The 23,796-nt window shown below is 66.5% G+C and carries 18 protein-coding genes; 5 read left to right on the forward strand and 13 right to left on the reverse strand.

What is annotated here, in order from left to right:
- Nucleotides 1–3 precede the first annotated feature (3 nt).
- Together R1L06_RS06175 and R1L06_RS06180 are read right to left on the reverse strand one after the other, a co-directional pair.
- Nucleotides 4–273: a GlsB/YeaQ/YmgE family stress response membrane protein gene (locus tag R1L06_RS06175; protein WP_049398791.1), complete on the reverse strand. Its 270-nt coding sequence runs from the start codon at nucleotides 271–273 to the stop codon at nucleotides 4–6.
- Between the two features lie 70 nt (nucleotides 274–343).
- On the reverse strand, nucleotides 344–1,837 hold the full coding sequence (locus R1L06_RS06180) for a M20 family metallopeptidase (protein ID WP_285303072.1): 1,494 nt from the start codon (nucleotides 1,835–1,837) through the stop codon (nucleotides 344–346).
- Between the two features lie 199 nt (nucleotides 1,838–2,036).
- On the opposite strand from R1L06_RS06180, the gene R1L06_RS06185 reads away from it, so the two are divergent.
- From R1L06_RS06185 to R1L06_RS06200, 4 genes are all read left to right on the forward strand, one after another.
- Nucleotides 2,037–2,363: a ComEA family DNA-binding protein gene (locus tag R1L06_RS06185; protein WP_012510302.1), complete on the forward strand. Its 327-nt coding sequence runs from the start codon at nucleotides 2,037–2,039 to the stop codon at nucleotides 2,361–2,363.
- 352 nt (nucleotides 2,364–2,715) lie between these two features.
- Complete coding sequence (locus R1L06_RS06190; RefSeq protein WP_317217203.1) at nucleotides 2,716–3,801, forward strand: L,D-transpeptidase; 1,086 nt, start codon at nucleotides 2,716–2,718, stop codon at nucleotides 3,799–3,801.
- A gap of 17 nt (nucleotides 3,802–3,818) precedes the next feature.
- Nucleotides 3,819–4,544 (forward strand): murein L,D-transpeptidase catalytic domain family protein, encoded by a 726-nt coding sequence (locus R1L06_RS06195; RefSeq protein WP_012510304.1) that lies wholly within the window; start codon nucleotides 3,819–3,821, stop codon nucleotides 4,542–4,544.
- A gap of 34 nt (nucleotides 4,545–4,578) precedes the next feature.
- A complete protein-coding gene (locus R1L06_RS06200) occupies nucleotides 4,579–5,187 on the forward strand; it encodes a HutD/Ves family protein (RefSeq protein ID WP_317217204.1) in 609 nt (202 codons plus the stop codon).
- A gap of 390 nt (nucleotides 5,188–5,577) precedes the next feature.
- Here R1L06_RS06200 and R1L06_RS06205 read toward each other — a convergent pair whose 3' ends face one another.
- The 11 genes from R1L06_RS06205 to R1L06_RS06255 form a co-directional block, all read right to left on the reverse strand.
- The gene (locus tag R1L06_RS06205) at nucleotides 5,578–7,182 is read right to left on the reverse strand and encodes a sulfite reductase subunit alpha (protein WP_317217205.1); all 1,605 of its coding nucleotides are present in this window, start codon (nucleotides 7,180–7,182) and stop codon (nucleotides 5,578–5,580) included.
- Entirely contained in the window at nucleotides 7,179–8,150 is a 972-nt protein-coding gene (locus R1L06_RS06210; RefSeq protein WP_317217206.1) for an FAD:protein FMN transferase, read from the reverse strand. Before R1L06_RS06210 ends, R1L06_RS06205 begins: the two co-directional genes overlap by 4 nt.
- 52 nt (nucleotides 8,151–8,202) lie before the next feature.
- Nucleotides 8,203–9,006 (reverse strand): DUF4198 domain-containing protein, encoded by an 804-nt coding sequence (locus R1L06_RS06215; protein WP_049398797.1) that lies wholly within the window; start codon nucleotides 9,004–9,006, stop codon nucleotides 8,203–8,205.
- 76 nt (nucleotides 9,007–9,082) lie between these two features.
- Nucleotides 9,083–9,601 carry a DUF2271 domain-containing protein gene (locus R1L06_RS06220; RefSeq protein ID WP_004147429.1) on the reverse strand — a complete coding sequence of 173 codons (519 nt, stop codon included), beginning with the start codon at nucleotides 9,599–9,601 and terminating at the stop codon, nucleotides 9,083–9,085.
- 26 nt (nucleotides 9,602–9,627) lie between these two features.
- Complete coding sequence (locus R1L06_RS06225) at nucleotides 9,628–10,266, reverse strand: PepSY-associated TM helix domain-containing protein (RefSeq protein WP_032129249.1); 639 nt, start codon at nucleotides 10,264–10,266, stop codon at nucleotides 9,628–9,630.
- 209 nt (nucleotides 10,267–10,475) lie between these two features.
- The gene (locus R1L06_RS06230; RefSeq protein WP_317217207.1) at nucleotides 10,476–12,896 is read right to left on the reverse strand and encodes a TonB-dependent receptor domain-containing protein; all 2,421 of its coding nucleotides are present in this window, start codon (nucleotides 12,894–12,896) and stop codon (nucleotides 10,476–10,478) included.
- Nucleotides 12,897–13,042: 146 nt separating this feature from the next.
- On the reverse strand, nucleotides 13,043–13,444 hold the full coding sequence (locus tag R1L06_RS06235; protein ID WP_049463139.1) for a hypothetical protein: 402 nt from the start codon (nucleotides 13,442–13,444) through the stop codon (nucleotides 13,043–13,045).
- A gap of 164 nt (nucleotides 13,445–13,608) precedes the next feature.
- A complete protein-coding gene (locus R1L06_RS06240; RefSeq protein ID WP_121503992.1) occupies nucleotides 13,609–14,286 on the reverse strand; it encodes a Fe2+-dependent dioxygenase in 678 nt (225 codons plus the stop codon).
- A gap of 48 nt (nucleotides 14,287–14,334) precedes the next feature.
- Nucleotides 14,335–16,659, reverse strand: coding sequence for a catecholate siderophore receptor Fiu (locus R1L06_RS06245; protein WP_197616150.1), 2,325 nt, complete (start codon nucleotides 16,657–16,659; stop codon nucleotides 14,335–14,337).
- A gap of 706 nt (nucleotides 16,660–17,365) precedes the next feature.
- A complete protein-coding gene (locus tag R1L06_RS06250; RefSeq protein ID WP_317217208.1) occupies nucleotides 17,366–17,698 on the reverse strand; it encodes a non-heme iron oxygenase ferredoxin subunit in 333 nt (110 codons plus the stop codon).
- Complete coding sequence (locus R1L06_RS06255; protein ID WP_121503989.1) at nucleotides 17,695–18,234, reverse strand: GNAT family N-acetyltransferase; 540 nt, start codon at nucleotides 18,232–18,234, stop codon at nucleotides 17,695–17,697. The genes R1L06_RS06250 and R1L06_RS06255 overlap by 4 nt, the downstream gene beginning before the upstream one ends.
- Nucleotides 18,235–18,475: 241 nt before the next feature.
- Between R1L06_RS06255 and R1L06_RS06260 the strand changes: the two genes are divergently transcribed.
- Nucleotides 18,476–23,794, forward strand: coding sequence for a wall-associated protein (locus tag R1L06_RS06260; protein WP_317217209.1), 5,319 nt, complete (start codon nucleotides 18,476–18,478; stop codon nucleotides 23,792–23,794).
- Nucleotides 23,795–23,796 lie beyond the last annotated feature (2 nt).

Here is a 23,796-nt window from a genome sequence, read left to right on the forward strand (position 1 = left end):
GGATCAGCGGCGACCGCTGAACAGACGCAGGACGGCCAGCACGGCCACCGCGCCCAGCACCGCACCGAGGAAGCCGGCCGGCTCACCGGGGGCGTACCAGCCCATGTACTGGCCGAACCACCCGGCCAGCAGCGCGCCGATGATGCCCAGCACGATGGTCAGCAGGCAGCCCATGCGGTTGTTGCCGGGCATGAAGAATCGCCCGAGCAGGCCGACGAAGAAGCCGACCAGGATGATGTAGAGCCAGCTGCTGCTGCCGAACAGACCATTCATGCGCGCGATTTCCACCAAGGGTGGACGCAGCCTAGCAAGGCCAGGCTGCGTCCGTCACGGTGTGCCGGATTCAGCAGCAGCCGTGGTCGCCGTGGCGGGTGCCACTGTCGGCAGCCACCGGCGAACCGCTGGTCTCGCCGCGCAGGCTGGCGGCGTAGTGCTCGCTGATCACCTTGGACACGCAGGCGGTGACCTTCTTGCCCATCGGAATGTGCAGGAACTCGTTCGGGCCGTGTGCATTGGAGTGCGGGCCGAGCACGCCGGTGATCATGAACTGGGCGCCCGGGAACTTCTCACCCAGCATGCCCATGAACGGGATCGAGCCACCTTCGCCCATGTACATCGCCGGCTTGCCGAAGAAGGCTTGGCTGGCGTCGTCGATGGCCTGGGTCAGCCACGGCGCCATGGCCGGGGCGTTCCAGCCGGTGGAGGCCTTTTCCAGATCCAGAGTGACCTGCGCGCCGTTCGGCGGATCGCGCAGCAGCGCTTCCTTCAGCAGCTCACCGCAGGTCTTGCCATCGGCGGTCGGCGGCAGGCGCAGCGACAGCTTCACCGAGGTCTGCGGGCGCAGCACGTTGCCGGCCGATTCCAGCGCCGGCATGCCACCGACGCCGGTGACCGACAGTGCCGGGCGCCAGGTGCGGTTGAGCACCAGCTCGGTCAGGTCCTCGTTCATCGGACGCAGACCGTCGACCATCGGGAACTTCTCGAAGATCTCGGTATCGACCACTTCGGCGGCGCGCTTGGCCTGTTCCTGGCGCTGGGCCGGGATCTCAACGTTCATGCCGTCGATCAGGATGCGGCCGGTGTCCTGGTCCTCGATGCGCGACAGCAGCTGGCGCAGCAGGCGGAAGCTGGACGGCACCACGCCGGAGGCATCGCCGGAGTGCACGCCTTCGTTGAGCACCTTCACGGTGAAGTTGCCGCCGGTCAGGCCGCGCAGCGAGGTGGTGCACCACAGCTGGTCGTAGTTGGCGCAGCCCGAATCCAGGCAGACCACCAGCGACGGCTTGCCGATGCGGTCGGCGAGGTGGTCGACGTAGGCCGGCAGGTCATAGCTGCCCGACTCTTCACAGGCTTCGATCAGCACCACGCAGCGGGCGTGCGGCAGGCCCTGGGCCTGTAGTGCCAGCACCGCGGCCAGCGAGCCGAAGATGGCGTAGCCGTCGTCCGCACCGCCGCGGCCATACAGCTTGTCGCCGCGCAGGACCGGGGTCCACGGGCCGAGGTCGTCGTCCCAGCCGGTCATTTCCGGCTGCTTGTCGAGGTGGCCGTAGAGCAGGATGGTGTCGTCGCCGGTTTCGGCGCCGGTAGCCGGAATTTCCAGGAAGATCAGCGGGGTACGGCCTTCCAGACGCACCACTTCAACCTTCAGGCCGGGCAGCTGCTGGGCCTTGGCCCAGTTCTCCATCAGGGTGACCGCCTGTTCCATGTAGCCGTTCTGCACCCAATTGGCGTCGAACATCGGCGACTTGTTGGGAATGCGGATGTAGTCGACCAACTGCGGGACGATTTCGCTGTCCCACTTGTCATTGACGAATTGGCCGAGCTTGGCGCTGTCCATCTGAAACTCCGGTTGCATGGGCTGATCCGGCCATTCTACGCCTGTGCCGCGGGTAGGGTTTTTCCTACATCACGTCGGGTATTTGGCTGGCTTTTAGAAATCCAGGAAACCGATAGGCTGTGTGCATGTGGTGACGGACACTGTTCCTACCGACGGGATTGCCGGTCGGGACGGCCAGAATCACAAGGAGATACACGTCGTGCCTTGGAGTGTCGTGTTGAGGGCACTGGTGCTGGTCGTGTGGATCGCTGGGGCGCATGCCGCCGAACCGATCGACATCAACCGCGCCGATGCCCAGGCGCTGCAGCAGGGATTGACGATGGTCGGAGCCGCCAAGGCCGAGGCGATCGTCGAGCACCGGCGCAGACACGGCCCGTTTCATCGCGTCGAGGACCTGACGCAGGTGAAGGGGATAGGGAAAGCAATCGTCGAACGGAATCGACAGCGGATCACCGTAGGCAACAGGTTGTTGCCGGCGGATCCGGTACCCGGATCGGTACCGGTGCGAACCGTACCGAGGCGCTAACAGCAGGAATCGTCGGAACCGGCAGGAGGCTGGTTCACCGGTCACGGACAGGAAGGCCGTGACCACCGACCGCCGCAGGACGCGGCACCAATCACCAGGATGGTGGCATCACAGACCTGTGGAAGGGGCTGAGATACAAACAGGACAGACGCGGCCGCGTGCAGGATGCAACGCTACCCCCACAGCGCAGGATGCGAGGGGGCGGCAGCAGGCCGACAAGGACGTAACGATTGCCCGGTACGACACATGGCTGTGTCGCCGGGCAGTTTCATTTCCGGCGCCTGGTTTTGCCGCGGCCACCACGGGTCGATGGTGTACGGTGGCCGCACCGCATGGAAAGGACCCCCGCTGGATGCTTCTGCACCGCCCCACCACCCTGATGCTCGCCCTTGCACTGGCCCTGCCGCTGCTGGGCCATGCCGCTGCGCCGACGCCGGCCGCCAAGCCTGCCGCTGCCGCAGCCAGCACCGCCGAAGTGCGCGGACCGACCGACCTCAAGCCGGGCGAATACCTGTGGCATCCGGAAATTTCACCGACCGGCCCGATCGTGCTGGTGGTCAGCCTCGATGAGCAGCGCGCGTACGTGTACCGCAACGGCATTGCCATCGGCCTGACCACGATCAGCTCGGGCAAGGCTGGGCATGAGACGCCGACCGGCGTGTTCACCATCCTGCAGAAGGACAAGGACCACAAGTCCAACCTCTACAACAGCGCGCCGATGCCCTACATGCAGCGGCTGACCTGGGACGGCATCGCCCTGCATGGCGGCAGCCTGCCTGGTCATCCGGCCTCGCATGGCTGCGTGCGGCTGCCGCAGGCCTTCGCGCAGAAGCTGTTCAGTGAAACCCAGCGTGGCGACACCGTGGTCGTGGCCGATGCCAAGAGCTCGCCGATGACGCTGGCCTATCCGTCGGTGTTGGCGCCGGTCAACGCGCGCGGCCAGGCCCTTCCGGAAACCGAGGGTGGGGCCCCGGCGCAGGCCTGGTGGGATGACGCCGCGGCGCCGGCCGGGCAGGTCGGCATCCTGGTCAGCCTGCACGACCAGCGCCTGTACGTGCTGCGCGATGGCGTGATGATCGGCGAGTCGCCGCTGAAGGCCGACGCCCTGCCGGCGTTCCAGGGCACCACCCTGTTCGTGATGGGGCAGGGCTACAGCGATACGCCCAGCCCGCTGGACGCGAACAAGCGCCTGCACCAGTGGACGGCCTATCCGCTGCTGGGCCAGGACCGTGCCCAGGCCACGCCGGACCTGCTGGCCACGCCCTCGCTGCCGATGGCGTTGCCGGCCGATTTCGCCCGCCAGCTGTACCAGGTGCTGGTACCGGGCACGACCCTGCTGGTGACCTCGCTGCCGGCGGTCCGCCCAAGCCCGGCTGAATCCGGAATGCAGCCGGTCTTGGAATCCGAGCCGCCAAGGTCCACCCTCAAGGGCAACTGAGTCCCTTCGTTGTGCCCATGACTGCATCCCGCCTGTGCCGGCTGGCCGCGTTCGGCCTGCTGGCGACCTCGGCCAGTGCTCCGGCGCTGGCACAGACGCCCGCCCTTGCCACCAGTGCCGATGATCTGGCCGCCTTGCTGTCGCGCAGTGCGCCCAAGGCCGACCGCCACGTATTGCAGCTGGCGGCGCACGCCATGCGCTGCGCGCTGCAGCGGCCGGAGCTGGGCATCAATGGTGATCGCCTCAGCGTGATCGATTATTCGCGGCCGTCCACCGAGCCGCGTCTGTGGGTGTTCGACCTGGCCCACCAGCGCCTGCTGTTCGAGGAATGGGTGGCGCATGGCCGCAACAGCGGTGAGAACCGCACCGAACACTTCTCCAATCGCGATGGCAGCTTCATGTCCAGCCTCGGCGCGTTCACCGCGCAGGAGACGTACATGGGCGGCAACGGCTATTCGCTGCGCCTGGCCGGGCTGGAACCGGGCTTCAACGACCGCGCGCGTGACCGAGCCATCGTCATCCATGGTGCGCCGTACGTGAACCCGGCTACCGCGCAGCTGCAGGGGCGGCTGGGCCGCAGCCTGGGTTGCCCTGCGGTGCGGCTGTCGGTGGCCAAGCCGCTGATCGATGCGTTGCGTGGTGGCACGATGGTGTTTGCTTACTACCCCGACCAGGATTGGCTGAAGCACTCGCAGCTGCTGGCCGGCGAGTGCGGTGGCCAGGGCACGCTCGCCACGCGGTGATGCATGACGGCGCGCGGCATGATGCAATGCGCCGATGAACATCGACTCCCTGTTGCACACTCCGAGCCAGGTGATCTCCCGCCTGGACTATCGCCGCGAACGCTGGCGCAACGGCCTGGGCTGGACCCGCGAGATCCTGCGACTGCCGGCGCAGGGTGATGACTGGGCGCTACGCCTGTCGGTGGCCGAGATCGAGCAGGATGCCGCGTTCTCCGCCTTCCCCGGCGTGGAGCGCGAGCTGGTGCTGCTGCAGGGCAATGGCGTGCGTCTTCGCTTCGACGATGGCCGCGTGGCCGAGGTGCTGCCGCCGCACGGACGCGTGCGTTTTGCCGGTGAGGAAGCGCTGCACGGCGAACTGGTCGATGGCACCACCCACGACTTCAACCTGATGTGGAAGCGCGAGCTGCTGCAGGCCGAGCTGCTGCACCGGCCGCTGGTGGGCGCCATGTTCTTCTTCTGCGAACCGGGTGTGGCCTGGGCGCTGCATCTGCTGGCCGGTCAGGCGGAGTTCGGTGCAGATAGTGGCCTGCCGGCGTTGCAGGCGGGAGACACTGCGTGGTTGGCGGCCGGTGAACGGCAGCGTCATGCGCTCAGCGGTGGTGGCGAGTTGTTGGCGATCCGGATCAGTGCGGCGGCGGGATGATTCCTGGGCGCCGGTTGGCACCATCCACGCATGGCGTGGATCTACTGGGGTGCGGTTGCCACCATGCCTGGACACGCCGTTGTAGATCCACGCCATGCGTGGATGCGGCCACCGACGCCGGGTCATGGTGCGAACCAGGGTTCGCACCCACCGAATCCGTCCGGTAGATCCACGCCATGCGTGGATGCGGCCACCGACACCGCGTCATGGTGCGAACCAAGGTTCGCACCCACCAGAAGGCGGTTCGCGCCAGCCGAATCTGTTCAGTAGATCCACGCCATGCGTGGATGCGGCCACCAACACCGCGTCATGGTGCGAACCAAGGTTCGCACCCACCAGAAAGCGGTTCGCACCCAGGAATCGGTTCGCACCCACCAGGATGCGGTGGCCTCAATACACATCGCGCCGGTAACGACCGGCCAGCAACAGCGCTTCCTTGCCCGCGGTACCCAGCACCTGCTCGATCACTGCATCCACCGCCGGGGCCATGCCCTGCAGGCTGCCGCAGACCAGGATCGTGGCGCCTTCATCCACCCATTGGCGCAGCGTTGCCGCTTCCGCCAGCAGCCGGTCCTGCACATAGAGGTGCGCACCGCCATCGCGGCTGAACACTGCATCCAACCGCGCCAGCGTGCCGTCGGCCAGCATCGCCTGCAGTTCTTCACCGAAGTGGAAGTCGTGCGCGGCGGTGCGCTCACCGAACAGCAGCCAGGTGCGCCGTGCGCCACTGCGTACGCGTTCGTGCAGATGCGCGCGCAGGCCGGCGATGCCGGTGCCGTTGCCGATCAGCAGCAGCGGCACGTCGGCGGCCAAGCCATGGAAATTGTCGTTGCGGCGCAGACGCAGCTGTACCGGTTCGCCGATGGCAGCGTGGTCGCACAGCCAGCCGCTGCCGATGCCGGGTGTACCGTCAGCGCGCAGCTGGCGGCGCAGCAGCAGCTCAACCGCACCGTCGGCCATGACCGAGGCGATCGAGTACTCGCGATGCGGCAGCGGTTGCAGGGTCGCCAGCAAGGCAGGCAGATCACCCGGGGGAACCAATGAGGGCAGGTGCGAGCGCGCGACGCGTGCCAGCAACGTCTGCCCATCATCCAGCACGGTGTCCGCGTCGAAGCGTTGTGCATCCAGCCAGGCACGCACGGTGTGCGATGCGTGCTGCGGGCCGATCTCGGCGATGTCACCGGCCTGCCACTGCGCATTTGCATCGGCCGGGGGCTGCAGGCGCAACCAGTACACCGGACCACCGGGGCTGCCCGGGTTCAGATGCTCGCGTTGCAGCAGCGTCCACGGCTGGTACTCGGCCGGGCTCCAGTCGGGCAGTTCGCTGGCGTTACCGCCGAGTTGTCCCAGCAACTGTTGCCAATGACGCAGCGCTGCTGGATCGGCATTGTCGACCTCGATGGCGTCGAACAGCGGATGCGCGCCGTGCTGGCGCAGCCAAGTGTCCAGCTGGTGGCCGAATCCGCAGAAGTGGCCATAGCTGCGGTCGCCCAGCGCGAGCACGCCGTAGTGCAGGTGCTGCAGCGGGGGCGGGGTGGCCATCACCCCGCGCAGGAACGGCAGGGCGTGGTCGGGTGGATCGCCTTCGCCGGTGGTGCTGGCAATGAACAGCGCGCGCTGGCTGGAAGCCAGCAGTGCTGCATCCACCTCATGCAGTCCGCGCACGCGCACTGGCACGCTGGCACCGCGCAGGGCCTCGGCGCTGCGTTCGGCCAGTTCGCGGGCGAAGCCGGTCTGGCTGGACCAGACCAGCAGGATGGGCGCGGTGTCTCCGGTTGCGGCGTCGTCGCGCGGGCGCCCACGCCACCACAGGGCCGCGCAGGCCAGCGCATACAGCACCGTGGCGAGCACCGCGATCTGCGAGTGCCGCGCCGGTGGTGCGCCCCGCCACCACGCTTCGCCGAGATGCAGGCGAAGCAGTGCCCAGCCGATCGCTGCCAGCAGGAGCAGAACCAGTGCGTTGCCGAGCCAGGCGCGCGATGGACGTGCGCTCATGCGTCCTGCTCGTCGAGCAGGCGCTGGAAGGCGCTGCTGAGAAATTCCTGCGGGTCGTCTGCCGCACGCTGCAGGTAGCGCGCAGCCAGTCCTTCGCGCTCGGCCAGTGCCATGCCCTGTTCGCGACCGAGTACGGTCAGTGCGGTGGCCCAGGCATCGGCGTGCATGGCGTCGTCGGCCACCACGGTTACTGCCGCGGCAACCTGCCGCACCGGTCTGCCTGAGCGCGGGTCCAGGCTGTGACTGTAGGCCTCGCCATCGGCCTGGTACTGGTGCCAGCGATCGCCGGAGGTGGCCACCGCCTTGCCGTCCAGCGCCAGTACCCGTGGCGGGGTATCGGTGTGGGCGTCTTCTTCGGGTGCGGATTCCACCAGCACGCGCCACGGCTGGCCGTCCGGTTTGCGGCCGTAGCCGGCCAGTTCGCCGCCGACTTCGATCAGCGCGGCAGTGATGCCTTGTCCACGCAACCAGGCGGCCACGTGATCGACACCGAAGCCCTTGGCGATCGCAGAGAGATCCAGTTCCAGTCCACCCGGTTGCAGCAGCGCATCGTCCTGCCACTGCAGGCGCTGCCAACCGCAGCGATCACGCGTGGCCTGCAGGGTAGCGTCGTCGGGCTGGCGGCGTTCGCCGGCATGTGCCCCGAAGCCCCACAGTGCAACCAGCGGACCGATGGTGGGATCGAAGGCGCCGCCACTGGCGGAAGCGATGGCCTGTGCGCAGGCCAGAATGTGACGGGTTTCGGCCGGCAGCACGCACCATTGGCCGGCGTCGGCGCGGTTGTAGCGGCTCAGATCCGAACCACGCTCCCAGGTGCTCATCTGCGCGACCACCCCGTCCAGCCGCGCCTGGATGCCAGTATGCAGCGGGTGCAGGTCGCGCTGGCGTGATGCGACCAGCGACACGCTCCAGGTGGTGCCCATGGTGGTGCCGCCGAGGCGGGCGATGTCGAGCAGGGGATCGGTCATGGTGGTGTGCTGCAGGCGCGATGCCGGGGGCTGCCCGGCATCGCAGTCCACATTACTGCGGCAGCACTTCCAGCGTGGCGACGTAGCTCAGGCGGCGCTTGGCGGCCTGCTTCACCGAGGTCTTGTTGTCCTCGGTGCCGGTTTCCAGCCAGTACATGCCAGCTTCCGGCCAGGTCACCTTGATCTCGCCCTTGGCATCGCTGGTGACCTTCAGCTCGTCCTGCGCGTTGCGGTAGCGGGTGGCGCCACGCACGATCTCGAACTCCAGGCCGGCGGTCGGCTTGCCGTCGACCAGCACGCGGAAGGTGGCTTCCTCGCCGGCGAACAGATCGTTCGGGTGGCCGACGGCGACCAGCTCGATGCCGCGGTTGGTCGGCTTCAGCGCGGTGTCGTTCGGGGCGCCGTTGGTGACGAAGGTCTCCACGCGGCCGACCGACTGGCTCACTTCCAGCTTCTTCGCATCCTTGGGCAGTTCGCCGAAGGTGGCGACGCTGCCGCGCCAGCGCTTGCGCTCGCCGTTCTGCTCGTAGGTGGCGAACAGGCCGTCATTGACCGACGCGATGCGGTAGGTGCCCGGCTGCTTCAGCTCAACGTCGAACACGCTGCGGTACTTGCCGGTGGACGCGTTCTGCGGCTGCACGGTGCTGCCGTCCGGCGCGGTGATCACCACCGACTCCAGGCGCAGCGGCACGTGGTTGAAATAGAACAGGTCGTTGGAGACCGCACCGTCGACGGTGATCCACGGCGCATTGCCGGCGATCACGGTCTGCGAGGGCAGCAGCCAGGCCTTGTGGGCCAGGGCGGAGAAGGGAAGGGCAGCGGCCAGAGCGGCGGCGAGGACGAGCGTGCGCTTCATGCGGAAGACTCCAGGTGGATGCAGGGTGGTGCGGCGAGAGGAGGGGAATTACGACTTAATCCCCTCCGTCCCCTTTTCAGGGTTTGACGGCGAGGGTGACCTGGCCCAGTTCGGTGGCGCCCTGCGCCTTGCCGTTCTGTGCGGCGGTGGCCGGCCAGGTGAAGGGGATCTTCAGCAGCTCGCGGCCGCCGACTTCGCGCACCGCTTCCACCACCAGGGTGTAGTTGCCCGGGGCCAGCTGCTTCAGCGCCGGCTGCTTGTCGTTGAACGACAGCGCGTGCTTGCCGGCCGGGCGGGTCGGGCCGGTCACGCCGTCCACCGGCACCTGCAGGGTGCGGCCGCTCTTGCGCCACCACTGGCGCAGGTCGGGCAGCCACTTGGTGCCGTGGCCTTCGCTGTTGCTGGTCTGCTGGTACCAGACCGACAGGTTGGCCGCGACCTTCTGGTCGGCGCCTTCCAGCCACACCGCCACGTACGGGCGGTGGTACTCGGCCACGTTGAGCTTGGGCACTTCGACGTTGATGTCGAGGGTGGTGGCATAGGCCGGCGAGGTGGCCAGCAGGCCGCTGAGGGCGATGGTCAGGGTGACGCGCATGGGGCGGCTCCGGAAACGAAGGAAAGTCAGTGGATCAGCAGCAGGGCGATCAGCAGCGGGATCATCAGGCCGAGGCCGACCAGCGGCCAGGTCATGCGCCGCTGCCGTGCATGCAGGTGAAGCAGGAACAGGCCGGTGATGCAGAACACCAGGCAGGCCACGGCGAACAGGTCCAGGAACCAGCCCCACGCTGGGCCCGCGTTGCGGCCCTTGTGCAGGTCGTTGAGGTAGGACACCGCGCCGCGCGAGGTTGATTCGTACTCCACCGCGCCGGTCTCGCGATCGATGCTCAGCCAGGCGTCGCCACCCGGGCGTGGCAGTGACAGGTAGATCTCTTCAGCCGACCACTCGGCCGGGCGCCCGCCGATGGCGATGCCCAGCTGCGTGTCCAGCCATTGCCGGGCCGGGCGCGGGATCGGCGCGTTGCCGTCCTCGCGCGTGCCCAGCTGGCCCAGCAGCGCGGCCGGCAGTTCCAGATGCTGGTTTTGCACCTCGGGCTTGGCCTCGATCTTCGCGGCATGGTTGAGGGTCAGGCCGGTCACCGCAAACAGCAGCATGCCGATCAGGCAGACCGCCGAGCTGATCCAGTGCCACTGGTGCAGCGTCCGCAGCCAGAAGCCACGGTTCTGTTGCTGCTGCACGGTGGAAGAGGCAGGACGGCTCACGGCACGGTTCGAGGCGGACGGGGACTCCCCATTACATCATTGATGAGAATAGCTCGCAATTGCGTGTCGTTCTGTATCCCTGGGGGAATTGCCGGCCAGCGGCCGGCACTACCGACTGGCCGGCAATCCCACGGATCAGTAGATCCACGCCATGCGTGGATGGAGCGGTGCCGACCAAGGTCGGCACCCGCCAGGGCAGGGCGCAGAGATCAGAACTTCGCGTTCAACGAAATCCAGTAGCTGCGGCGCTGGTCCTTGGTCGCGTAGTCGTCCACGCAGCTGAACTCGCTGGGATTGAGCAGCAGGCACGACTGCGAAACGAAGTCCTTGTCGAACAGGTTGTTGACCCGTGCGTTGACCGTCAGCCACGGCGTGGCCTTCCAGCTGCCACCGAGATGGAAGATCGTGTAGTCCTCGTAATAGCGCACGTGGCGGGCGCCGGCACTGTCGATGAGGGTGTCGCGATAGCGGTCGTAGCGGCCTTCGCCGATCAGCGACAGGCTGATCGCTTCGTTGATCTGCCAGTTGAGGCTGGCGTTGGCCATGTGCTTTGCCGGCGTGGTGCCAGAGATCGGGCGTCCCTTGTCGGGGCCGCTGGTCTGCTCGCTCTTGGTCCACGTGTAGTTGCCGCGCAACTGCAGGTTGTCGAGCAGGTCGACATGACCGGCCAGTTCTGCGCCGCGGGTCTCGGCCTTGTCGATGTTCACGCTCTGGGTGAAGGTGCTGTAGCCCAGTGCTGCCCAGCCCGGGCCGATGTCCACGCAGTAACCGCTGCCGGCGCGGGCCACTTCGCAGTTCGGGAACGTGCCGCCGCTGGCGATCTTGTCTTCGAACTTGTTGAAGAAGCCGGTGACATTGAAGCCCCAGCGCTGGCCTTCGTAGTACGCGGCCAGCTCGTAGTTGGTGCTGGTTTCAGGCTTCAGGTTCGGCGAACCCACCAGCGGCAGCACGCCCTGGCCACCGAAGCCGGTGATGCCCGGGAACAGCTGATCCGGTCGCGGGGTCTTGTAGCCGGTGCTGACGCCACCCTTGAAGGTCCAGGCGTCAGTGGCGTTCCACACCAGGTAGCCGCGCGGGCTGACATGGCTGCCGAACACGTTGTGGTCGTCGTAGCGCAGGCCGAAGGTGGCGGTGAGGGTGTCGGTCAGCGACCAGTTGTCCTCGGCGAACAGCGCCCACATGCGGTGCTTCTGCTTGGTGTTGCTGCGGTAACCGGCGCCGTCCATGCCGAACACGCCGTCGATCATGTCAGTGTTGTTGTACTGGCCGCCGACGGTCAGCTTGTGCGCGCCGAAGTCGAGGTCGAGCATGGTGTCGAGCACGTAGCCTTCCAGCTCCATGGTGCGCAGCGGACGCGGCAGGAATGCCTGCAGGCGTGCCATTTCACTTGGGTTGAGGGCGGCCAGTGCATTGCCGCGGCCGGCCGCGCAGTTGTTGGCGCCGCCGGTGCGGCGGCAGACGTCGTTCCACAGGGTCTGCAGGTTGGCGCGTTCGTCCAGGGTCAGCGGCAGCGAGCGGCCCAGGTTGCTGCTCTTGCTGTGGGTCAGCGAGGTCTGCCAGGTGCCGAAGCTGTAGCGGCCCTGGTGGGTCAGCGACAACTGGTCGCGCTCGTAGCGCTGGTAGGCGGTGTAGCCCACGCGCGGCTGCACCACGCGGCGGGTGACGGTACCGCTGCCGTTCGGGTTGGGGATGACGGCATTGCCGACGCGCCACAGGCTGGCCAGGCTGTCGAGGGTGCCGGTCTGGCCCTCGCTGTTGTCGTACTTCTGCCGCGACACGTCGTAGTCCAGCCACAGTTCGTGGTCATCGTTGACGTGGAAGTTCAGCCGCACACCGGTGTTCCAGTTGGTGTTGGCCACCGACTTGCCGCCGCCACCGAAGCCGATGCTGCGTTCCCACAGACTGCCGTCGGGCAGGGTCAGTGCATCCCACTCCGGATTGGAGGCCTTGGCGTCGTAGTAGCTGCCGCGTACTGCCAGGCCGATACGGTCCTTGACCAGCGGGCCGCTGAGGTAGACGTCGGTGGTGCGTGCATCGCCGAACTGATCGTCCTGCTGCACGGTGAAGCCCTGGGTGAGCGCGCCGTGCCAGCTGTCCTGGTTGCGACGGGTGATGATGTTGATCACGCCGCCCATTGCATCCGAGCCGTACAACGTGGACATCGGGCCGCGCACCACTTCAATGCGCTCGATGGCATCCAGCGGCGGCAGGTAGGCGAACTGGCCACCGCCGAAGTTGTTCGGATACAGCTGGCCGACATTGCTCTGGCGGCGGCCGTCGATCAGCACCAGGGTGTACTCGGAGGGCAGGCCGCGCATCGAGATGGTGGCACGGCCGTTCTTGTCGCTGGCTTCCAGGCCGACGTCGATGCCTTCAACGTCGCGCAGCGCGTCGACCAGATTGGTGTACGGGCGCTTGCTGAGTTCTTCGCGGCTGACCACGCTGATGCTGGCGGGTGCATCGACCACCTTCTGCTCAAAGCCGGAGGCGGTGACCACCACCTTGTCCAGCGTCTGTGGCGCGCCGGAAGCGTCACCGTGGGCGAAGGCCGGGGCGGTCATGGCTGCCAGCACGGCGCTGGTCAGCAGGGTACGGGACAGGGACGAACGGACACGATGGCGCTGGGCCATGGCAGTAACCTCGAAGGATGCAGGGTGGCGCAATGCCAGGCGCGAACGGCGCGGCATGCACGGGGAGGCCCGGTCAGGGGCGGCAGGGATGAAGCAGGCAGCGGCGTGCGGGCACGACCGCGCAGGCGGTCACGCGGGGCCGTGAATCAGGCGAGCGGCGGCGCCTGGCCGCGTTGCTGGCGGCGCCCGGGCGCGTCGGCCCAGGGCGTGTCCGGAGCGGCCAGCGGCCAGTCCGGGCGCACGCCGGGCATGGCCGGCGTGGCGGGTACGAGTTCAAGCTCGGTGCGCAGCCATTGGCTGGCCAGCAGCAACGGCGGGCGCGCCTTCTCGGCCGATTTCACCGGGGCGGCAGCACAGCGGCGCAGTTTGGCCGGTGCTTCTTCCTGCGGGGACGCTTCGCCACCGCGCTCTTCCAGCGGCATCTGCACGGCCATTCCGGCCTGGCCGTGTGGCAGCAGCGGCAGGGTGCCCAGCAGCAAAGCCAGCATCGCCACCCACGCCAGCAGACTGGCCAGCGCAGGACGCTGGCCGCGCATGGCGGTGCCCATCTTTCGATGGATGAGTGGGCGAGGGCGAAGCGGGCGCAGCAAGCAGGGGTCCCCAAGGGTCTGCCGGCAGCGGCCGGCATCAACGGGGCGTGATTGTAATGAGAGCTGTTAGCTGTTGCAAATGAGAATGATTGCCAAATTGTCGCGGGTCGGCCGGATGGGGCTCAGACTTCGCTCCAGCGTCGCAGCAGGTTGTGGTACACGCCGGTCAGCTGCAGGATCGCCTCGGCGTCACCGCCGGTCTGCCGCAGGCGCTCGATCGAGCCATCCATTTCCCACAGCAGGCGGCGCTGCACATCGTCGCGGATCATGCTCTGTACCCAGAAGAACGAGGCCACGCGCGCGCCGGCCGTGACCGGGCGCACCTGATGCAGGCTGCTGGACGGGTAGACGATCAGGTCGCCAGCGGGCAGCTTCACTTCGTGCTCGCCGTAGGTATCGCTGATGATCAGCTCGCCGCCTTCGTATTCGTCCGGATCGGACAGGAACAGGGTGCAGGAGATGTCCGAGCGCAGCTGTTCGCCGTTGGCCAGGTTCATCACCGCGCCATCGACATGGAAGCCATAGGTGCCGCCACCGCTGTAGCGGTTGAAACGCGGCGGCAGGATCTTCAGGGGCAGCGCGGCAGCAAAGAACAAGGGGCTGCGGCTCAGCGCGGCCAGTAGGTCCCTGCCCAGCTCCGCTTTCAGGGGAGATGCATCGGGTAGCTGCAGATTGTGCTTGACCATCGCGCCCTGTGCACCGACGGTCTCGCGACCGTCGGTCCAGTCTGCAGCGTCGAGTCGCCTGCGTGCCTGCGCCACGTCCTGGGGTGAAAGCACGTCGGGAATGTGCAGCAGCATGGCGGTTCCTTTGGGGGCGCGGGGGAGTGGGCTCCCCCGCGTGCTGCATCAGAAGCGGATGTCCGCGCTGAGCAGGAAGGTGCGCGGGGCACCCGGGGTGTAACGGTAGCCGCTCTTGTTGATGCTGGCCACGTACTGCTTGTCGAACAGGTTGTAGCCGTTCAAGCGCAGCGAGATCGTCTCATTGATTGCCCAGGACACGACCGCGTCATACACCACGTAGGACTTGGTGAACGACGGGGTGCCCACCGCGCCGTCGGTGCCGCGGTGCATGCCGGCGGCATAGCGTACGCCGCCGCCCACGGTGATGCCGTAGGGCAGGGTGTAGCTGGTCCAGCCGGTGAATGTGTCGTCCGGGGTATAGGTCAGGTTGGTGGTGCCATCGGCGGCCACCTTCGCGCCTTCCCTTACGTCGGTGTCCAGGTGGCTGTATCCGGCGCTGACCGACCAGTTGTCGGTCAGGCGGCCGACTGCGGAGAGCTCCACGCCCTTGACCCGCTTGCTGCCGGTCTGGGTCGGGTTGCCGGCATCGTCGAGCACGGTGGTGTTGATCTCGTTGTCCACGTCCGTCTGGAACAACGCAAGGTTCACTGCCAGAGCGTCATCCAGGAAGGCCCACTTGCTGCCCACTTCGAAGGTCTTGGCCTTCTGCGGATCCAGCTTGGGATTGTCGGCACTGCTGGCCGAGCTGCTCAGCTGGAAGTTGGCGCCACCCGGGGGTTGCTGCGAGATAGCATAGTTGGCGTAGACGCTGACGGTATCGCCGACCTTGTAGAGGGCGCCGAGCTTCCAGTTCAGCAGCGTATCGGACGCGTCCAGCGTCGGGTTGCGCAGCACCGTGCCGGCAGGATTGCTGCCACACGCCGGGCCGCCGCGGCCACCACACACCGACGCGCTGGCGTACTCGGTCTTGTAGTGGTCCGCACGCACGCCAGCGGTCAACAGGAAGCTTTCGCCGAAGGACAGGGTATCGAACAGGTACACCGAGGAGGTGGTGGTCTTGCCATGTGCATCGGCGCCGTTGTGCGCCCAGTTCAGGCCGCTGACGTTCCAGTCCGGGTTGTACAGGTTCGCAGCGGGCCAGCTGGTGCCGGCAGCGGCGGCCTGGCCGTAGCTGTCCAGTTCTTCACGGGTGAATTCCAGGCCAGCGCTCAATGCGTGCCCGACCGCGCCGGTGGCGAAGTCGGCGCGCAGGTTCAGCTGATCGGTGAGGATCGTGTTGCGCTGGTCCTTGAAGGTCGGCAGGCTGCGCGCGATGGCGTAGCTGGAAAGGTCGGCCGGGTTGGCATAGGTGATGTTGCCGGTCGGGCGGCCGCCTGCGCCGCGCACGCCGGTGCCCATGAAGGCGGTGAGCAGGTAATCCTGTTCGGTGCGACCCCAGCGGGCGGTGTTGGTCAGGCGCACGCTGTCGTTGAAGTCGTGCTCGAAACGGAACGTGGCCATCTTCGCGGTCACGTCATCGTGGTCGGCGCGGGTGCCGTAGAAGTTCTCCGGATCGACCGGGTGCCCGGCCAGCGCTTCCAGCGTCGGCTGCGGCGTCCAGCCCGGCAGGCCCAGGGTGGGCACGCCACCATCGGGCACGTTGTCCTGCTTCACATACAGCAGGTTGAGGTAGTAGCGGGTGGCGGTACCCAGACCGAAGGCCAGCGACGGTGCGATGCCCCAGCGCTTGTTCTGCACGTGGTCGCGGCCGGGCTGGTCGCTGTCCTGCCACATGCCGTTGATGCGCAGCGCGCTGGTGGTGCCCAGCGACTGGTTCCAGTCGGCGGTGGCGCGGCGCTGCTGGTCGCTGCCCAGCGAAATGCTGGCCGACGTCGCGTCCTGCAGGTTGGCCTGCTTGCTGACAAGGTTGATCGCGCCGGTCGGCGCCGAACGGCCATTGTCGGTGCCGGCCGGCCCCTTGGTCACTTCCACCTGTTCGATGTTGAACACATCGCGCGAGATCGAGCCCAGGTCGCGCACACCGTCCACATACAAGCTGTTGGAGGTGTCGAAGCCGCGCATGAACAGCGCATCGCCGGTGGTCGTGTTGCCGTTCTCGCCGGCATAGAAGGTGCCCACGCCCGGGCTGTTGCGCAGCGCCTCGGTCAGCGTGGTGGCACCCTGCTGGTTGAACAGGTCGCTGGTAATCACTTGGATGGTTTGCGGCGTGTCCTGCAGGCGCTGGGTGAACTTCGGCGAGGCCACCTTGTCGGCTTTGTAGCCCCGGGTGGCGTGCACGTCGATCTTGTCCAGCGTGCGGGCGTTGTCGGTGGCTTCAGCGTGGGCCAGCGCGGGCAGGGTGGCCAGGCCGAGGCCGGCGGCAAGACTGGCGGTGGCCAGCGGCAGGGTACGAAGCGGCGAAGCGTGCTTGCGGCTCTTGATCGGGTTCATGGGCGTCTGCAGAAGGGGAACAGGGAGAGGCGGCCGGCGCGGGCCGCGCGGCAGCAGTACGTAGAACGAGGGGGGACGTGCGGATGCGGCTGCGCATGGCGCAGCAGAGCGTCAGGCCAGCAGCGCGGGCGGTGCGTGGGATGGGGGCTGGCGCCGGCCCGGTGCGAGCACCGGAGGGGTCGGTGTCACCGGCGCCGGAGCGTCTGCAGGTGCATTGTCAGGGTGCTGCAGGCAGAGTCGCCGCAGGGCACGAGGTTGGTCACCGCGACTGCCATCGGGTTCGGATTCAGCGGGGTGCATCGCCTGTTCGTGCGGCAGCACGTGTGGCGGGGACGCGGGCGACACATCATGAGCATACAGAGTCGGCGCATCGGCGGTCGCCGTGTGCCTGCCTTCATGCAACGCAGACCAGCCCAACACCAGCGTCAGCAGCACGGCCACGAGCAGCGGCCACCCTTGACGGGCAAGCTGGCACAGCGTGGCGGTTGGCGCGGGCGAAGCCATGGCGCGGGGGCGGAGTCGTTACGAAGATGTTACGTAGAATAACATCAACGATAATGATTCGCATGTACGGGTCGTTCCGGGCCACCGAGATGGCCCGGGGACGCCCTGGGGAGGCTCTAATGGCCTTTCGGTAGATCCACCCCATGAGTGGATGCTCTCCCGCGGGGCGCCCTCTGCGGGGCTCTCTGGGCCGAGCGCCGCCTCAATCCCGGTCGTCGCGGGTCCAGACAGCGTCGTGCTCGCGCTTCACCGGAAACTTGGGCACAGGGCTGTAGGCCGGGGCACACAGGGCGCGGCCGTCACGCACGTCGAAGCGCGCGCCGTGCAGCACGCACTCCACGCTGCCCTCGATGGTGTTGAACTCGCCCGAGGACAGCTCGAACTCTTCATGTGTGCACTGGTCTTCCAGCGCGTACAACTCACCGTCGAGGTTGAACACCACGATCGGCGTGCCGGTTACCTCGTCGAACACGCTCTTCATTTCACCCGGCAGCAGCTCGGTGCCGGCACAGACGAAGGTCCAGATATCGCTCACGCGGCGGCTCCGGCCAGCGGCTTTTCCAGGATCTCGAAGCGCAGGTCGTCGCGCTTGGGAATGCCGAAACGCTCGTCGCCGTACGGGAACGGCTTCTTGATGCCGGTGCGCAGATAGCCGCGGCGCTCGTAGAAGGCGATCAGCTCGTCGCGCACGTCGATCACCGTCATCTGCATCACCGGCACCTTCCATTCGCGTGCGGCGTGCGCTTCGGCGGCGTCCATCAGCTGCTTGCCGACGCCGCCACCCTGCTGGGCCGGGTCGACCGAGAACATGCCGAAGTAGCCCTTGCCGTCGACATCGGCGACGTGGGCGCAGGCTACCAGTTGGCCGTCGCGTTCGGCCAGCAGGATGGTGGAGCGCGGGCGGTCCAGGTCGGCCTGGATGCCCTCGGCATCGATGCGGGCGCCGTCCAGCAGGTCGGCTTCGGTGGTCCAGCCGGCGCGGCTGGCGTCACCACGGTAGGCCGAGGTGACCAGGGCGATCAGGGCGGGGATGTCGGCCGACGTGGCGGCGCGGAAGGTCAGGGTGCTCATGGGGACATTCTAGGTGGAGCGGGGAAGGGCGCGGGAGGCAGCCGATTGGGGTGGCTTTGCCGAGTTTGGCCAATGCGCGGGGTTGACGCCATCTTCATTATTCGTTCATATCCATGGTCAGCACCCGCCCACCGTGAAGCAACGCGTGGCTGTCTGCCGGAGTGGGTGCCGCCTGGTCGAAGGCCAACTGCCGTTCGGCGCAGGTGGGGCACACAGGGACGTCGATCCAGGGAGGATCTTCATGCAGTCTGGCCTCATTTCTCATCCGCGCGCCGCAACGGCTGCCAAGGGTCTGCTTCTGGGTGTCTTTGCCCTGTGCGTGCTGGCACCGGTCGGCGTTTCCGCCCAGATTGTTCCCACCTGGCGCCAGGAGTACGACAAGCGGCTGAAGTACGGGGACATTGTCGAACCGCTGAAGGGCGAGATCTTCGGCGAGCAGGTCAACCTCTATGACGGTTCGATCAGCTTCAAGGCCACGGATGTTTCGATTCCGGGCAATGGCAGCCTGACGATGACCTTGGGCCGCAGCTATCGCGATGGCGATCGCAGTAGTGAGAGCCCATTCTCGGATTGGGATCTGGATATCCCGTCCATGTCCGGCGTCTATGGCGATCTGCCGGAGACCGCTGCTGTCGGCTATTGGGCGCCCGCTGCGCGCTGCAGTACGGTGGCGGCGCCTCCGTCACTGGAGGTCTGGAACCGTCGCCGCACCCAGACCGTAAATTTCTATCCCAATACTTTCTGGGATGGCGTGCGCCTCTCCCTGCCAGGTGGTGGCGGTGAGCCGGTCCTGGGAGGCAGCGGTGATGCGCGTCAGCCGCAGCCACAGTTTGGCGAACCGGCGCCTTGGAATACCAAGGGCGGCTGGACGTTCAGTTGCCTGACCGCCCTGAAGAGTGGACAGCCGGGACAAGGCTTCCTTGGCCATGCTCCCGACGGCACTAAGTACTACTTCGACTGGATGGTCGCCAAGCCCCACAACGGTGCAACGCTGCAACCCTACGGACCTGAAAGCAATGCACTGCTGAATCGAAAGCTTGTGTTCCTGTACCCATCGCAGGTTGTGGATCGCTTCGGCAACTGGGTGCGCTACGAGTGGAGCGGCGACCGGCTGTTGCGCATGGTTGCCAACGATGGCCGCGAGATCAGCCTGGCCTACAACGCGAAAGGACTGATCGCATCCGCAACCGCTGCAGGGCGCACCTGGATTTACGGGTACACGGAGGCCGATATCCTGCGGACAGTGACGCTGCCGGACGGAACCCAATGGGTCTACAACCTGCCGCCGCTGTCAGTCACCCACAAGTACGCCGACTACATCGGGCAGGGCATCTGGGAGTACATGGACTACCCGGCCACATGCTCGCGCGTCAACAAGATCGTGGCCAGCGAGATCACCCTGAGTATCCAGCATCCGTCGGGTGCGTTGGGAACGTTCCTGTTCCGTCCGTTCCGCCATGGGCGCAAGAATGTGAAGCTGGATTGCCAGACCTCTGGTGACAATCACCTGTTTGCCGATGGCTGGAACTACACGCCGGTCTACCGTGACGCAATGTCGCTGGTGGCCAAGACCATCAGCGGTCCGGGGATGCCTACTGCACAGTGGACCTATCAATACACCAATCTCAATGGTGCCTACGCTCAGGACCTGGGCGGTCCAGTAATCCCGGTAGGCCAGGCGGAGCCGAAGATCACTACCGAGACGTTGCCCGATGGTGTCGTTCGCGTCTACGAGTTCGGCAAGGAAGTTGCCTACAACGACGGCCTGTTGCTGTCCACGACAACGCGTGCGGGTGGCTCGGTCGTGCGCGTTGACCGCAACAATTACTATCCGGATGCCCAGCTGGATGCGGCGCCCTTCCCGAAAGAGGCCGGCAAGGACTTCAAGTACGGTGCGAGCGATCTCAAGGCCCATTACAACCGCCCCGTTCAATCCACTGTTGTGGAACAGGATGGCGTGCAGTTCACGCGTACTGTGCAGGCCTTTGATGCCTTCGTCCGCGAAGTCACCGTCGCAGAAGCCAATTCCGCAGGCCAGAGTCGCACCACCAGCACCAGCTACTACGACAATCCCGCGCTATGGGTGAACGGCCAGACGGCGCGCAGTGTGCTCAATGGCATCGAACAGTCCCGCACCGAATTCGATACGGCCAAAGCACTGCCGCTGCGCGCCTACGCATTTGGCCGCCTGGCGCAGCAGGTGACCTATGCAGCCGATGGCACGGTTGCCTCGGTGGCCGATGGCCGTGGAAATACCAGCCATCTGTCGGGATGGAAGCGTGGTGTTCCGCAGCAGCTCCGCATGCCGGCCACGCCCGAAGCGCCCAATGGTGCGGTGCGCACCGTTGCCGTGGACGACAACGGTTGGATCACCTCGCTGACCGACGAAACCGGCGCAACCACCAGCTTCAGCTACGACAGCATGGGCAGGCTGCGCAGCCAGCAGTTCCCTGGCGGCGACAGCGTGAACTGGAATGGCGTAACCATGGACCTGCAGCGGCTGGGTGGCGCGCAGTTGGGGGTGCCCGCCGGCGCATGGAAGCACTCGCGCACGCAGGGCGGGCGGCGCACGGATACCTACCTGGATGCGATGTTCCGCCCGGTGCTGGTGACCGAGAACGCCAACAACGTGCTGGACAGCGCCGTGGTGACCCGCTACGACACCAGCGGCAAGACCGTGTTTGCCTCGTATCCCACGCGGCAGCTCTCCGATATCAATGCCGCCCTGACCGGCACCACGACGCAGTACGACGCGTTGGGCCGCCCCACCGTGGTCAGTCAATCGTCCGAGCTTGGGGCACTGGTTACCCGCACCGAGTACGTGGGCAACCTGTCGGTGAAGGTGACCACCCCCCGCGGCCAGGCCACGACCACTCGTCACCTTGCCTACGACCAGCCCAGCTACGAGATGCCGCTGACGCTGCAGCACCCGGAAGGCGTGGTGACCGAGATCCAGCGCGACACGCTGGGCAAGCCGCTGGCGATCACCCGCCGCAATGCAGACGGCAGCCAGTCGCTTACCCGCCGCTACGTCTATGACGGCTACCAGCAGCTGTGCAAGACCATCGAGCCGGAAACCGGTGCGACCGTGCAGGACTACGACGCGGCAGGCAACGTGCTGTGGTCGGCGGCCGGCACGGGTTTGACCAGCACGACCGACTGCAACCGCAGTGAAGCCCTGGCCAGCGGACGTGCGGTGAAGCGTAGTTATGACGCCGCCAACCGCCTGTCGACCCTGATCTTCCCGGATGGGCGCGGAAATCAGAACTGGTCCTACGCGCCTGATGGTCTGCCGGCCGAGATCAGCACGCAGAACGATCCGGCCCGGCCGATGGTCGTCAACCGCTACCAGTACAACCGCCGCCGCCTGCTCAGCGGCGAAACCCTGCAGCATCCGGATCTGGGAAGCCTGAGCCTGGTATATGGCTACGATGCCAACGGCACACTGGCCAGCAATACCTATCCGGGTGGGCGTGTCGTCAGCTATACGCCGGACGCACTGGGTCGGGCGACGACGGTCGGCGGCTATGCGAAGGAGGCCAGTTACTTTGCCAATGGCGCGTTGGCCCGCTTCGTGTATGGCAATGGGATCGTGCACACGTTGACCCAGAATGCCCGCGGGCTGCCCGACCGCAGCCGCGATGCCACCGCAGCGGCCGCAGTGCTGGATGACAGCTATGACTACGATGCTGGCGGCAACGTGATGGCCATTTCCGATGGCCTGCCCGGGGCGCCCGGTAACCGGGACATGACCTATGACGGCCTGGACCGGTTGCGGACGGTCACTGCACCGGGCTTCGGCAACGCATTGTATGAGTATGACGCGCTGGACAACCTGCGCCGTGCCAAGGTCGGCAGCCGCGATCGTACGCACTACTTCGATCCGACCAATCGGCTGGTCAACGTGATCGAAACCGGAACCGGGGCAACCGTGACCGGTCTTGGCTATGACGTGCAGGGCAATCTTTCGGTGCGCAATGGTCAGGCTTTCGCGTTTGACTACGGCAACCGGCTGCGCGCGGCGGGAACAGCAGAGAGCTACGAGTACGACGCCCACGGTCGCCGGGTGAAGGCTGGTGCCAGTGGCAAGGGGGCAATCTACTCGTTCTACGACAACGGCGGCGTGCTGCGATTCCAGCGCAACGAACGTACCGGCAAGCAGACCGACTATCTCTACCTGTCAGGCAGCCTGGTTTCCCAGGTGCATGGTGAAGCGGCACCCAGCGTTCCCGCGCTGAGTGCGCCGGGCTACATCACCCAGGGCAGCGTGAACCTGACCTGGAGCCCGGCCGGTGGTGCCAACCGCTATGAGTTGCAGCGTGCCCTTGCGGGCACCTGGAGCACGGTCTTCGATGGCGCGGCGCAATCGTTCACCAGCACCGGCCTGGTCACGGGGACCTATCAGTTCCGCGTGCGCGGCTGTCGTGCGGTGTGTGGCGGATGGAGCAATGTCGCGTCAGTGGCCGTGGCATTGGCGCCATCCACCGTGCCGACCCTGAACGTGCCTGCCACAGCCTTCAACGGCAGCTACAACGTAGCTTGGTCTGCGGCTTCCGGTGCCGAGCGCTATGAGCTGGAGGAAAGCGCCAATGGTGGCGCCTGGGTCCAGGTGCATAACGCCATCGGTCAGTCCAAGGCCTTCAGTGGCAAGGCAGCGGGAAGCTACAACTACCGGGTTCGCGCATGTAACCCGGTGGGGTGCACGGGATACAGCGCCACGGCTGCGGTGACGGTCGTATATCCGCCTGCCACTGCGCCCGGACTCTCTGCGCCGGCACGCGCTGCGCCGGGCAGTATCGGCATTGGCTGGAACGGGGTGGCTGGTGCCACGCGTTACACCCTGCAGGAGAGTAGCAATGGTGGCGGATGGGTCACGCTGTTCGACGGCAACGCGGGTTCCTATGCCACCGCTGCGCGCGGTGTGGGCAACTATGGCTATCGGGTTGCCGCCTGCAATGGCGCGGGCTGCGGACCGTGGTCGGCTACGTCGACGGTAGCGGTGATCGGGCCGCCGACGATCGAGCCGGTGATCAGTGCGCCGGGCCTGGTGAACGTGCCGCAGTACAGCCTGAGCTGGTCGGTGCCGGCCAACAGCGAGAGCTTCGTGCTGGAGGAGAGTGCCAACGGTGGTGGCTGGACGGTGGTGCATAACGGCGGCGGGAAAAGCTTTGGTGCCAGCCGTGGCAAAGGCAGCTACGCCTATCGCGTGAGGGCGTGCAATTTCGCGGGGTGCAGTCCGTACTCGGGAGTCGTGACTGTCGCGGTGGTGCTGCCGCCGGGGGCGACGAGTCTCTATCTAGCAGAGTGGTTGACGACCCGCAGGCCGCCCTATCAGGTCCAGTGCTCTGCAGGATGGAGTCTGGTGGCAGACGCAACCGAGTATCAGCTTGAAAGCGGTGGCGGTGGCAAGCGTCTTTACACGGGCCCCAAGACCTACGTGCAGTCGAATGGCGGGACCTACTGCGCGCATGAGTATCGCGTGCGTGCCTGTAATGCAGGCGGTTGCTCCCCATGGTCGGCCGAACGGCCGGTCACCCAAGGTGTACTGAGCTGGGACTAAGC

Origin of the sequence: Stenotrophomonas mexicanensis (genome assembly GCF_032911605.1) — a bacterium.
GTDB classification, from domain to species: Bacteria; Pseudomonadota; Gammaproteobacteria; order Xanthomonadales; family Xanthomonadaceae; genus Stenotrophomonas; species Stenotrophomonas maltophilia_A.